This is a genomic window from Arthrobacter sp. MYb227, assembly GCF_002975435.1.
Taxonomy (GTDB): domain Bacteria; phylum Actinomycetota; class Actinomycetes; order Actinomycetales; family Micrococcaceae; genus Paeniglutamicibacter.
Genome location: NZ_PCPT01000003.1, coordinates 380,820 through 393,306 on the forward strand (window position 1 = coordinate 380,820; position 12,487 = coordinate 393,306).

Annotated in this window: 9 protein-coding genes; 7 read left to right on the top strand and 2 right to left on the bottom strand. The window is 59.5% G+C overall.

Annotated features, from left to right (window positions below; genetic code table 11):
- Positions 1-51 precede the first annotated feature (51 nt).
- Positions 52-564: a hypothetical protein gene (locus tag CQ018_RS09300; protein ID WP_146111866.1), complete on the top strand. Its 513-nt coding sequence runs from the start codon at positions 52-54 to the stop codon at positions 562-564.
- A 6-nt stretch (positions 565-570) separates the two neighbouring features.
- Here the strand turns inward: CQ018_RS09300 and CQ018_RS09305 are convergent, their stop codons facing one another.
- Together CQ018_RS09305 and CQ018_RS09310 are read right to left on the bottom strand one after the other, a co-directional pair.
- Entirely contained in the window at positions 571-1,566 is a 996-nt protein-coding gene (locus CQ018_RS09305) for an alpha/beta fold hydrolase (protein ID WP_105549704.1), read from the bottom strand.
- 57 nt (positions 1,567-1,623) lie between these two features.
- Complete coding sequence (locus CQ018_RS09310) at positions 1,624-2,664, bottom strand: sugar-binding transcriptional regulator (protein WP_146111867.1); 1,041 nt, start codon at positions 2,662-2,664, stop codon at positions 1,624-1,626.
- A 219-nt stretch (positions 2,665-2,883) separates the two neighbouring features.
- On the opposite strand from CQ018_RS09310, the gene CQ018_RS09315 reads away from it, so the two are divergent.
- The 6 genes from CQ018_RS09315 to CQ018_RS09340 all read left to right on the top strand — a co-directional run bounded on the left by CQ018_RS09315 (position 2,884) and on the right by CQ018_RS09340 (position 12,427).
- Positions 2,884-4,596: a glycerol-3-phosphate dehydrogenase/oxidase gene (locus tag CQ018_RS09315; RefSeq protein WP_105549705.1), complete on the top strand. Its 1,713-nt coding sequence runs from the start codon at positions 2,884-2,886 to the stop codon at positions 4,594-4,596.
- A gap of 322 nt (positions 4,597-4,918) precedes the next feature.
- Positions 4,919-5,647 (top strand): MIP/aquaporin family protein, encoded by a 729-nt coding sequence (locus tag CQ018_RS09320; RefSeq protein ID WP_105549706.1) that lies wholly within the window; start codon positions 4,919-4,921, stop codon positions 5,645-5,647.
- 158 nt (positions 5,648-5,805) lie between these two features.
- On the top strand, positions 5,806-7,320 hold the full coding sequence (glpK, locus tag CQ018_RS09325; RefSeq protein ID WP_105549707.1) for a glycerol kinase GlpK: 1,515 nt from the start codon (positions 5,806-5,808) through the stop codon (positions 7,318-7,320).
- 492 nt (positions 7,321-7,812) lie between these two features.
- Positions 7,813-8,370 (top strand): dihydrofolate reductase family protein, encoded by a 558-nt coding sequence (locus CQ018_RS09330; RefSeq protein WP_258142497.1) that lies wholly within the window; start codon positions 7,813-7,815, stop codon positions 8,368-8,370.
- Between the two features lie 389 nt (positions 8,371-8,759).
- A complete protein-coding gene (gene leuS, locus CQ018_RS09335) occupies positions 8,760-11,276 on the top strand; it encodes a leucine--tRNA ligase (RefSeq protein ID WP_105549709.1) in 2,517 nt (838 codons plus the stop codon).
- Positions 11,277-11,296: 20 nt separating this feature from the next.
- Complete coding sequence (locus tag CQ018_RS09340; protein ID WP_105549710.1) at positions 11,297-12,427, top strand: DegV family protein; 1,131 nt, start codon at positions 11,297-11,299, stop codon at positions 12,425-12,427.
- Positions 12,428-12,487: the final 60 nt, after the last annotated feature.

A 12,487-nucleotide genomic window follows, 5' to 3' on the forward strand; every position in this document is an offset into this window, starting at 1 on the left:
TCAAAGATCCTTGGGGCTCAAGAGCACCTCCCGGCGGTTTACACTGTGTTTATGGAGAATCCAGCAGCAGATCCAAGCGCTACGTGGGCTCCTGTGCGTACGCGGTCTTACACAAACGTCATTAGTAGGCTTGTGAGGTTCACCAGCCATCACAAGTCTGCTCCTGAGCGACCGAAGCAGTACCCAGATGTGTTGGCGATTGACTTTGACTGGCCGGATTATGCCGCGGACAGGTTGGACCAGGACGAACCACAGTTGTTGTGTAGCTACGTGAACAATATGCAGCTACAAACGCTCGTGTACTCGGCTCCCGAGCTGACTCGAGCGGTCTTCGAGCACGGGGGCGGATTATTGTGGGGAGCGTGGGTAGTACCCGCTTGGACCGCTTCGACAATCACCGATATTGAAGCCAAAATGCGTGAACGCATGACCGAGCTGCATCGACTTGCCGAGCACGATCAAGAGTTTTACCAGTCGTTGGAAATCTTGGGTGTTGTTGAAGATTCCGTCCGCAACGCCATGACGTTGCGCCATGCCGCGGCACCTTTCATTGAGGTCCTCTAAGGACCTCTAGTCGCCCAGATTTTGTGAGGGCCGAGTATGGAGAATCCGGGGCATTCCCTTGGGTTTCCACGGGTTCTCGGTGGTCAGGAATTCGTTGATCAGCGCGGCGGCCTCGGGGGCTTTCTCGTAGTGAATCAGGTGTCCGACATCGGCAATGACCCGCATGAGACCGCGTGGGAAGCTGCGGGCAAGCGCCTTTTGTGCCGGAATCGAGCCCAGCTCATCCTTTTCGCCCACCACCAGCAACGTCGGGTTATTGATACGTGCCGCGACATCGCGCACCGTCTGGGTGATTGAGGCACCGTAGGCCTCGCGTAACGTGGCACGCGAGGTGAAGCCCGAGAAATACCGCCGGTGCTGATCAAAGACATAGTGGCGCATCGCCGGGTCCTTAGATTTGAGCATTGCCAGCGAGGTGATATCGGTGATCAGGCGTGAGCGCAACAGGCCCTCACCTAGTTTTTTGGGCAGGATGGCACCGGCCCAGTAGTACAGGCCAGCTGCCTTGGACATCAGCGCTTGGTCACCTTCAAGTGCCGGCTCGCAGATGGGGTTGATCAGCACCAATTGCGAAAAATGAGCGGGATACTTGGCTAAGTAGTCCGAGGCGACGATTGAACCAAATGAGTGGCCCAGCAAAATGGTCTGCTCATCCAGCCCCAGGTCTTCGCGTAACGCGGCAATGACCTGGCCGTAACCCACCGCGTCATGTGCCGGGATGCCCTCGTCAAGAGGTACTGAAGCGTCATGCAGCGCTGCCGCGGCACCAAAGGGTGTCGAGGTGCCAAAACCGGGAAGATCCGGAACGATCACCGTGTAGGCAGGCAGTTCTTCGATGAGGCGAATCAGCCCGTGATGATCCCCGCGGAACCCATGCACGGCCAGGATGACTCCGCGACTGGGTTGCTGGGCAAGGTATGTCCAACATTGCACGGTAGAACCGTGAATCTGATGAGTACTGCGAAGAGCTGGGCGGGTGGGCGCAAAGGGCTGGGCGTGCATGTATCTAGCCTAGTGGCACGCTCTACAAGAGGATGCGCAGGCGAGGGGGTAGAAGTCTTAGCCGGGGGAATTGAGCAGATCAAGTGCGGTTCCCTCATCGAGGACCAGGTCGGTGATCAGCCCTCCGGCGAGCGCCGCGCGTAGGGCGCTGAGTTTACCGCGGCCCGAGACGATGCACAGGCGCCGGGGGATTGCTCGCAGGCTGTGCAGGGATGGGCCGGTGGCTCGTTCGTTGATTTCGATGCCTTCGTCATTGCCCAGGGCGTCGAAGAAGCGGGTTGCTACGTCTCCGACGACTCCGTGGGCGCGGAGGGCCTGGTCTTCCGTGGTGGTGAGGTAGCCGCCGCGGTGGACCTGGGAGGGGACTGCGGCGGCGGTGGTGCCGAGGCTGAAGACCGCCAGTCCCATGCCCTCCTGGATTTTGAGCACGCGTTGGACCGAGCCTTCGCGCCACATGGCTTCGCGGGTGCTGGCTTGGTCGAAGAAGGCGGGGACCGGGAATTGTTCGACGCGGGCGGTAAAGGCGGTGCCGAATCGTTTGAGGATGTCCGAGGCGTAGGTGAGTCCCGTGGTTTGTGGGTTTGCTGCGCCGTTGAGTTGGACGATGACTGTGTCGTGGGTGGGTTTGCGGGGTAGTGCGTTGGAGAGTGCTTGGATTGTCGATCCCCAGGCGATGCCGACCGTCATGCCGGAGGAGACGAGGTTTGAAAGGACGTGGGCGGCGTGCGAGGCGACGCGGTCGAGGATTTCGTGTTCTCCGAGGGATCCATCGGTGGGTACTACCGTCACATTGATTTCGAAGATACGTTCGAGTTCTTGGATGAGTACCGGGGTTTTGGCACCTACCGCGTTGATTTCGATGGTGACCAGGCCGGTGCGCCTGGCGTGGGCGAGCAGGCGCGAGACCGTGGAGCGCGAGACGGCGAGCTCCTTGGAGATGGCTTCCATGGTGAGGTGTTGGAGGTAGTAGAGCTGGGCGGCACGTAGTGCGTCGCGTTCGCGGGGAACCGCGTGGCTGATTGTTCCGGCGGGGGGTTTGGTATGCACGTTTTTTGCACCGGGGGTGGTGGAAAAGTCGGTGGTTAGGTGCTGTTTCATATACCGAAACGGCCTTTCGTGCACATATGTGCATTTAGGTTGACGGGAGTGTGCTGCACTGACCAGACTAACTCGTATCCGGTGCGATGCGCCTTCCTCCCTTGGAGGCTTGGCAGGATCAAGCGCTTCCTGCCTTGTGAAGGGTTGATGGTGTCGCATCGTAACCGGATACCGATGAAGTTTGAAGCACGTATCTAAGCACCATGGAAGGGCCTCACAGTGGAAGCCGCAACCGATCATCGTTCACAACTCGCTGCCTTGCGCGAACGCCCCGGAGCCAAGGTGCTCATTGTCGGTGGTGGAATTAACGGTGTAGCCACCTTCCGCTACCTTGCCATGCAGGGCGTTGATGTGGCCCTCGTTGAACGCGGGGACTATTGTCAGGGCGCCTCGGGTGCTTCCTCGCATATGATCCATGGCGGTATCCGTTATCTGGAGAACGGTGAATTCCGCTTGGTGCACGAATCGGTGCAGGAACGTAACTCGCTGCTGGAGATTGCCCCGCACTACGTCAAGCCGTTGCAGACGACAATCCCAATCTTTTCTACCTTCTCCGGGATCTTGTCTGCCCCCATACGCTTTTTGACACATAAGTCGGGTAAGCCCACCGAGCGTGGTGCCGTGCTGATCAAGGCCGGGTTGGTGCTCTATGACATCTTTGCCGGTGCCGGAAGCTCGACGCGCAACACTCCGTGGCACAAGTTCCGTGGGGCCAAGGCCTCGCTGGCCGAGTTGCCGCAGCTACGCGATGATGTGAAATACACGGCAACCTACTTTGATGCCTCGGTCCACAACCCCGAGCGGCTCACCCTCGATGTGCTCCGTGATGGGCTTGAGTCACATGCTGCGGCTCGCGCCAGTAACTATGTCTCCCTGGTGGGCCATGATGCTTCCGGTGCACGCCTACGTGATGAGCTCACGGGTGAGGAATTCACTTTTGCTGCCGAGGTGATTGTTAATGCAACAGGTGCTTGGGTGGATCTGACCAACCAGGCAATCGGCACCCCGAGCCATTTCATGGGTGGGACCAAGGGCAGTCACATCGTGTTGGATCACCCGGAACTGCTTGCCGCGTGTGCGGGGCGGGAAATTTTCTTTGAGCATTCAGATGGTCGCATCGTCCTGATCTACCCCATGGGAGATCGCGTGCTGGTTGGCACCACAGATATCAACGCGGATATGAATGTCCCCGCGCGATGCACCGATGAGGAGATCAGCTACTTCTTTGACCTCATCCACCATGTCTTCCCCCGCATTACGGTGACCGAAGAACAGATTGTGTACAAGTTCTCCGGTGTTCGCCCGCTACCACGGCATGATGACACGGCCCCCGGCTTTGTCTCACGCGACTACCGGGTGGAGCGCACCGAGCTGGCCAGCGACACCACCATGCTCTCGCTTGTCGGTGGCAAGTGGACTACTTTCCGCGCGTTGGCCGAAACCTTGGGCCAGCAGGTACTCGGCGAGTTGGGTGTTACCCAAGAAAAGAGCACCCGCGGCGTAGCAATCGGTGGGGGTAAAAACTACCCGAACAGCCTCAAGGAACAAAATGCATGGCTTGCGGCCAGGACGGATCGGGCAAGCCGCGATCGTCTTGAGGTGCTACTTGAGCGTTATGGTAGCCGCGCCGATGATGTGTTGGCAATCATGGGCGACAATGATCCGGTGCTCGAGCAGAGCAGCGAACTTTCGGCAGCGGAATTGCTTTACTTGGCGGCCCACGAACAGCTTGGCACGCTGGTTGACGTGTTCATTCGACGCACCTCGCTGGCATTCCGGGGGCTTGTCACCCAGGAACTCATGGCTGTCTGCGCTGAAATTCTTGCACCAGCGCTGGGCTGGGATCAGGTAATGATCCAAGAACAGATCACCGAATGCACCCGCGTATTGGAGCAGGAACATGGTGTGCGCTTTGCCCAGGCACATGCCTAATGCCTTCCGCTAGTTGGTGGGGGCATCAGGCACGCCTGAGGGTAGCTGGCGCACCCACCAACCGGTGACTCGCACCGCCTAGCAAGCCCGGCTACGCGGGTCACGGACCGCGAGCAGCAGTTCTGTGCCAGTACCTGTGCTCATGCTCTTAGCATCATCACTCACATCTTCTCGAAAATCATTGTGGCTAGCGTGCGCCAAAAAATAGTTTTGTGCCTCTGCCGCCTCAGCTATGCGTCTCGACCCGCGGCTGGTCCGCTGCCCCGTGGGGGGGCAGAACAAGGTTTTCCCTCCGTATCTCACATACGAAAGAACACGTTCCATGACAGTGCAGGTTTTCACCGCCGAAATATTGGGCACCATGCTCATGATCCTGATGGGTGGGGGTGTAGTTGCAAACGTCCTGCTGGCCAAGACCAAGGGGAACGGTGGCGGTACCCTCATGATCAACTTCGGCTGGGGCTTGGCGGTATTCGCCGGTGTCTGGGTGGCCGCGGCCTCCGGGGCCCACCTAAACCCCGCGGTTTCCCTCGGCATTTTCGTCAATGCAGATGCCGCCGAGTTCGCCCCGGGAGTGGCAAAAAGTCTTGCTGTGCTCCTCGGCTATTTTGGTGCCCAATTCATCGGCGCTATGCTCGGCGCGCTGCTGTGCTATCTGACCTACAAACAACACTTTGATGCCGAGCAAGACCCGGCACTGAAACTTGCGGTCTTCTCAACCGGCCCGGCGATCCGCCACTACGGATGGAACCTACTGACCGAAATTATCGCAACGTTCGTGCTGGTGCTCGTCATCGCCGGATTTGGCACCACACCGCATGGACTTGGACCGCTGGCCGTGGCTCTGCTCGTGGTGGGCATTGGCGCCTCACTGGGTGGACCCACCGGGTATGCGATCAACCCGGCCCGAGATCTTGGCCCCAGAATCATTCATGCATTACTACCGATCAAGAACAAGGGGTCCAGCGATTGGTCCTACGCGTGGGTTCCGGTACTCGGTCCACTCACCGGTGGCACCCTCGGTGGACTCGGCGCCATGGCCATGTTCTAACACCCCCATAACAAGCAATAACGCAGCTTCGCTACACACTCTTATAGAGTTTCCACATAGTAGTTCACCTACCCAGCACCGAGAATGGCCTCGGCTCCGGGGCAGGCATACACCAGGCAGGGTCGGATCCGGCTCGTCGTTGAAAGGGACCAACGCACATGTCCAAGTACATCATCGCCATCGATCAGGGAACTACTAGCTCCCGTGCCATCGTCTTTGACCACGACGGCACCATCGTGTCCACCGGCCAAATGGAACACCAACAGATTTTCCCGCAGGCCGGCTGGGTTGAACACGATGCCAACGAAATCTGGAACAACGTCCGCGAGGTCATCGCCGTGGCCCTTGCCGGTGCCAGCCTCACCCGGCACGACATCGTCGCGGTGGGCATCACCAACCAGCGCGAAACAACGGTGGTGTGGAACAAACGCACCGGGATGCCAATCTACAACGCCATTGTCTGGCAAGACACCCGCACTCAGCACATGGTTGACGAGCTTGCCGGGCACGGAGGAATCGACCGCTACAAGCAGCGCGTCGGACTACCGCTGGCCCCTTACTTCTCCGGCACCAAAATCAAGTGGATCCTCGATAACGTGGAAGGCGCCCGCGAGGCAGCCGAAGCCGGAGAATTACTCTTTGGCAATACCGACACCTGGGTCACCTGGAATCTGACCGGAGGAACCGATGGCGGCGTGCACATCACCGATGTCACAAACGCCTCGCGCACCCTATTCATGGACCTAGAAACCCTTGACTGGGATGCACAAATCCTCGCCGACTTCGGTGTCCCTGCATCCATGTTGCCGGCCATCAAGTCGTCCTCCGAAATCTACGGACATGTGCACTCCTCCCAGCTTCTGCGCGAGGTACCCATTTCTGGGATCCTCGGGGATCAGCAGGCAGCAACCTTCGGCCAGGCCGCCTTTGGCGCCGGGGATGCCAAAAATACTTACGGCACCGGCTGCTTCCTGATCTTTAACACCGGAACCGAAATTGTGCGCTCCAGTAATGGGCTACTGACCACATTGGGCTACAAGCTCGGCGACGCGGACCCGGTGTATGCACTTGAGGGATCAATCGCGGTGGCCGGATCACTGATCCAGTGGTTGCGCGATAACATCGGCATGATTGCCACGGCTCCCGAGGTCGAGGCGCTTGCGGCGGAAGTCAGCGATAACGGCGGGGTCTATATAGTCCCGGCATTCTCCGGACTCTTTGCACCCTATTGGCGTTCCGACGCCCGAGGTGCCATCGTCGGGCTGACACGGTTTGCCAACAAGCACCACATTGCCCGTGCCGCACTTGAAGCAACCGCCTTCCAAACCCGCGAAGTACTCGATGCGGTCAACGCCGATGCCATGGTGCCCCTGACCGAGCTGAAAGTCGATGGCGGGATGGTTGCCAACGATGCGCTGATGCAATTCCAGGCCGATCTGTTGGGTGTTCCGGTGATTCGCCCGAGGGTCACCGAGACCACGGCACTGGGTGCCGCCTACGCCGCGGGTCTTGCCGTGGGGTTCTGGAAGGATCTGGGGGAGCTGGGTGCTAATTGGTCCGAAGACAAACGTTGGGAACCAACCATGGAACCGGCCGAGCGCGAACGCCAAATGCGATTGTGGAAGAAGGCAGTGACCCGCACCTTCGACTGGGTTGATGAGGACGTACGCTAGGCAACCCATAGCTATGCCTCCAGCCTGTAGTGGATCCGAGTCTGCGGCTTCCACTACAGGCGACTATTTTTCTCAACACCTTGATCTATTGGTCGTGGGCACCAGCAGTGCCCGCGCCGTGGCCCCTTGATTCGATGTGTGCCGTACGGTGGCCGTTCATTGCTCTTCTGGACGATGTTTTCGGCGGAAACGGTAGTCACCCACGCACCTCGTGAATTACAAGCACCGGATATGCCATTGCTGCGCGTGGGGCAGAAGGGTGACTCCTATCCGCTTGAGCTTCAGTGATGCATCCATGACTTGGGCAAGTCTCAGCGGCTGTCAGTTTCCGTGACGTTCCGGCTGCGAAAGGTGCATAAAGTATTTAGAATGCCATCCACAATGATCGTTTATTCATGTTTTCATTGACCTCGGCTCGACGCTCTTGGCATGCTTGTGGTGGCACGCTCGTCATCTCACGAATGGATAACCATGCGAAAACTCGTGTATTACGTGGCTACAACACTTGACGGCTATATCGCTGGCCCGAACGGCGACGATCCAAGCGGTGCGGACTACTTTCCGCTCACGCCCGATGTCATCGAATTCATCATCGGACAGTACCCCGAAACGCTCCCCGGGCCTGCACGTACCGCGATGGGCATCGATGGCCCCCACAAGGTATTCGACACCGTCTTGGAAGGACGAGTGTCGTACGAGATCGGGCTTGCAGCTGGAATGACCGACGCGTACCCACACCTTCGCCACCTCGTTTTTTCAACCACACTAAAAAGTCAGAACCCGGTTATCGAGATTGTCCGTGATAACGCACAGAAACGCGTCCGCGCACTTAAAGCCGAGGAAGGCAAAGACCTGTGGCTGGTGGGAGGCGGCAAACTGGCCCACTCCCTGCTGCCAGAAATCGACCGACTCGTACTGAAACAGAACCGGTCCATCATCGGATCTGGAATACCTCTCTTCAACGGCCCCTTCCAGCCCCATATGTTCCAGCCGGTTGCAGAGACATTGCTCGACTCGGGCGTTCGCGTTCTCACCTACGATCGCGCCTGAACCATTTCTCGGCAAACCCATCAGGGAATGGTAGCCGTTGACTGGAATACCTCAGCTGTCCCCGTGAACGCCTTCTTGCCGGATCCGCAAAGCATTTCGGGTTTCTTCGGGTCGATTCTCCATCTAAACATCAGCTATCGTCTCCGGGGGCCGCATGATCAAGTGGGGCAATGTATTTGCATTGCGATACACTGTAAAACATGAACGTTGAGCTTTTGCTAACCTAGCCGTATGGGATTTACACCCGTACGGCCAGCCCCTTGCATGCAAGGGGCTTTTGTGTGTCACGACTTGGCTCAAAATAATGAATTTGACGCATTCGCACCACCACAGCATGCCCAACAACGTTCCAACATACGCGCACGATGAATAAGAAGGCGAACACGATAGTGAGCACTGAGCCTACCGGCACCGAAACCGCGGACCACGAGTCCACCGCAGCGGCCTACAGCTTCCAGGAGATGGAAGCCAAGTGGGCCCCGGTGTGGGACGAGCTAGGTGTCTTCACCCCCACAGATGATGGCAGCAAGGAACGCCGCTACGTCCTAGACATGTTCCCGTACCCCTCCGGCGACCTACACATGGGTCACGCCGAAGCCTTCGCCATGGGAGATGTCGTCTCACGTTTCTGGCGCCAGCAGGGCTACGACGTCATGCACCCGATCGGCTGGGACTCCTTTGGCCTGCCGGCCGAGAACGCAGCTATCAAGAACAACGTGCACCCCAAAGAGTGGACGTACAAGAACATCGACACTCAGGCCGCCAGCTTCAAGCGCTACGCGATCTCCGCCGACTGGGATCGCCGCCTGCACACCTCGGACCCGGAATACTACCGCTGGACCCAGTGGCTGTTCACCCGCTTCTACGAAAAGGGCCTTGCCTACCGCAAGAACCACCCGGTGAACTGGTGCCCGAAGGACCAGACCGTGCTGGCCAACGAACAGGTAGTCAACGGTGCCTGTGAACGTTGCGGCACCCTGGTGACCAAGAAGTCGCTGAACCAGTGGTACTTCAAGATCACCGACTACGCAGATCGCCTGCTCGATGACATGGAAGAGCTGCACGGGCACTGGCCCGAGCGCGTGCTTGCCATGCAGAAAAACTGGATTGGCCGCTCCGAGGGCGCCCACGTTGACTTCATCATCGAAGCCACCGACACCTTAGAAGCGCACAAGACCACGGTCTTCACCACCCGCCCGGACACCCTGCATGGGGCAACGTTCTTTGTTGTCGCTGCCGATGCCGAGCTGGCCAACGAACTGGTCACCGACGAGCACCGTCAGGCCCTGGAGGACTACCAGGAACAAGTCAAGGCGCTGTCGGAGATCGAACGCCAGGCGACCGAGCGCGAAAAGACAGGGGTGTTCACCGGCCGTTACGCGATCAACCCGCTCAACGGGGCGAAGCTGCCGGTCTGGGCCGCCGACTACGTGCTGGCCGAATACGGCACCGGTGCCATCATGGCCGTGCCCGCGCACGACCAGCGCGACCTTGACTTTGCACGCACCTTTGATCTGCCGATCCGCGTGGTGCTTGACACCGGCGAGGAAGACCCGGCAATCAGCGGTGTCGCGACCGCCGGAGAAGGCACTCTGGTCAACTCCGGTGAGCTCGACGGCCTGCCCAAGGAAGCGGGCATTGCCCGGGCCATTGAAATTGTTGAGGCTGCCGGAACCGGCGAGAAGTTCGTCAACTTCCGCCTGCGTGACTGGCTGCTGAGCCGCCAGCGTTTCTGGGGCACCCCGATCCCGATCATCCACTGCGAATCCTGTGGTGAAGTCCCGGTTCCGGATGATCAGCTGCCGGTGCGCCTGCCCGATAACCTGCGTGGCGAAGAATTGGCGCCCAAGGGCACTTCCCCGTTGGCAGCGGCCAGCGACTGGGTCAACGTGCCGTGCCCGAAGTGTGCGGCACCTGCCAAGCGCGATACCGACACCATGGACACCTTCGTGGATTCCTCCTGGTACTTCCTGCGCTTCGTCTCCCCGCACTTCACCGAGGGTCCGTTTGACCCCAAGGCCGTGCGCGATTGGATGCCGGTGGGCCAGTACGTCGGTGGCGTTGAGCATGCGATCCTGCACCTGCTCTACTCGCGCTTCTTCACCAAGGTCATCTATGACCTGGGCCTGATCGATGTGCAGGAGCCGTTCAGCGCCCTGTTGAACCAGGGCCAGGTGCTCAATGGCGGTAAGGCCATGAGCAAGTCGTTGGGTAACGGCGTGGATCTTGGCGAGCAGCTTGATAAGTACGGCGTTGACGCGGTGCGTCTGACCATGATCTTCGCTTCCCCTCCGGAAGACGATGTTGACTGGGCGGATGTTTCCCCGGGTGGTTCGCAGAAGTTCTTGGCTCGCGCCTGGCGCGTGGCTCAGGATGTCACCTCGGAGCCCGGCGTGGATCCGGCCGCCGGAGACAAAGCCCTGCGCCACGTGACCCACAAGACGGTTCATGAGGCGGCGAACCTGCTCGAAGGCGGCAAGTTCAACGTCGTCATCGCCAAGGCCATGGAACTTGTCAACGCGACCCGCAAGGTGATCGACTCCGGCGCTGGCGCCGCGGATCCAGCCGTTCGCGAGGCCGCCGAGGCAACCGCAATCATCCTCTCGCTCTTCGCCCCCTACACGGCAGAAGACATGTGGGCAGCACTTGGTCATGAGCCAGCCATCGCCAACGCCGGTTGGCCGGTAGTTGACGAGGCGCTGCTGGTGGAAGATACAATCACCGCGGTAGTGCAGATCAAGGGCAAGGTCCGTGCTCGCCTCGAGGTACCGGTAGACATTACCGCCGAAGACCTTGAAGCCCTGGCACTAGCCAACGAATCGGTCATCCGTTTCCTCGACGGCGCGGCGATCAACAAGGTCATCGTGCGTGCCCCGAAATTGGTGAACGTGGTACCGGCTTCCTAGTGAGCCTGTAACCTAGCACTATGAACGCCGACCAGTTGCCCACCCAGGCCCCCTGGCCCAAACGCCCGGGGGCCTGGGTGGGCAAACTGCGTCAGCGCATCGAACGCGCCGAACCCTCAGAAACGGTTCTTCCCGCACCCATCGGTGTTGTCACTGACTCCGCTGCCGCGCTTCCCGAAGCTTGGGTCAAAGAGCACGCACACTATTTGCGTGTGGTACCCATGCCAGTGATGATCGATACCCAGATTTTCTCCGAGGGCACCGACGATGTACCCACCGAACTAGCCCTGGGGCTGGCGATGGGCAAAGCCGTACGCACTTCACGTCCGGCACCGGGCCAAATGCTACGTGCCTACCAGGATCTGGCCGCCGCTGGCTGCACCCAGATCATCTCCATCCACCTTTCCGGTGCCCTGTCTGGAACCGTTGATGCCGCGCGGCTCGGCGCCCAACAATCCCCGGTCCCGGTTACCGTTATCGATTCACTCACCGTCGCGTTGGCCGAAGGCTTCGCGGTGATGGATGTTGTCCAGGCGGCCGCCACCGGAGCAAGCATCGAAGAGCTCACCGTGATGGCGCAGCACGCAGCGAAAAATCACGTCTATTTTGCCGTGCCTTCACTTGAGCAGCTGCGCCGCGGTGGGCGAATTAGCGCGGTTGCCTCGATGTTAGGCACGCTGCTCAACGTCAAACCCATCCTGAGCGTCTGCGATGGACATATCGTAGCCACCGAAAAGATCCGTTCGCACGCTCGCACACTGGCCCGGTTGGTTGCCATTGCACGGGCCGAGGCCGAAGCGCGTGGGCCCGAGGCGCGCCTTGCTGTGCACTATTTTGGGAATGAATCGGCCGCCGAAGAAATCGTTCACGAACTCGCCGGTGCTTCACGCACCGAGGTACTGAGCGTTCCGGTTCCCGCGGTGCTTGGAGCACACACGGGTGCCGGGGTACTAGCCGTTGCGATATCCGGCGGTACCCCGCCACCACCACCCGTAGATCCAAAACCAACTCCCAAAACTGCAGCGGTGAAGCCCGAACCCAGAAGTCGAAGTGCTCCGGCCCGCCGCGAACCGCGGGCCAAGCATGGAACTGCCGACGTGGCTGATCCTGAGTCCCTGTCTGAACCCGAGACTCCCTCGCCACACAGCTAAGCGCACTTTACTGGTGTGTGATTCTTGGTGCCATGCCATTGGCTACTATTTTGAACCACG

What these genes read in the sequence shown, in the direction of transcription:
- CQ018_RS09300 (WP_146111866.1), top strand. Translation starts at nt 52, where the DNA reads ATGGAGAATCCAGCAGCAGATCCAAGCGCTACGTGGGCTCCTGTGCGT.
- CQ018_RS09305 (WP_105549704.1), bottom strand. Translation starts at nt 1,566, where the DNA reads ATGCACGCCCAGCCCTTTGCGCCCACCCGCCCAGCTCTTCGCAGTACT.
- CQ018_RS09310 (WP_146111867.1), bottom strand. Translation starts at nt 2,664, where the DNA reads ATGAAACAGCACCTAACCACCGACTTTTCCACCACCCCCGGTGCAAAA.
- CQ018_RS09320 (WP_105549706.1), top strand. Translation starts at nt 4,919, where the DNA reads ATGACAGTGCAGGTTTTCACCGCCGAAATATTGGGCACCATGCTCATG.
- glpK (WP_105549707.1), top strand. Translation starts at nt 5,806, where the DNA reads ATGTCCAAGTACATCATCGCCATCGATCAGGGAACTACTAGCTCCCGT.
- CQ018_RS09340 (WP_105549710.1), top strand. Translation starts at nt 11,297, where the DNA reads ATGAACGCCGACCAGTTGCCCACCCAGGCCCCCTGGCCCAAACGCCCG.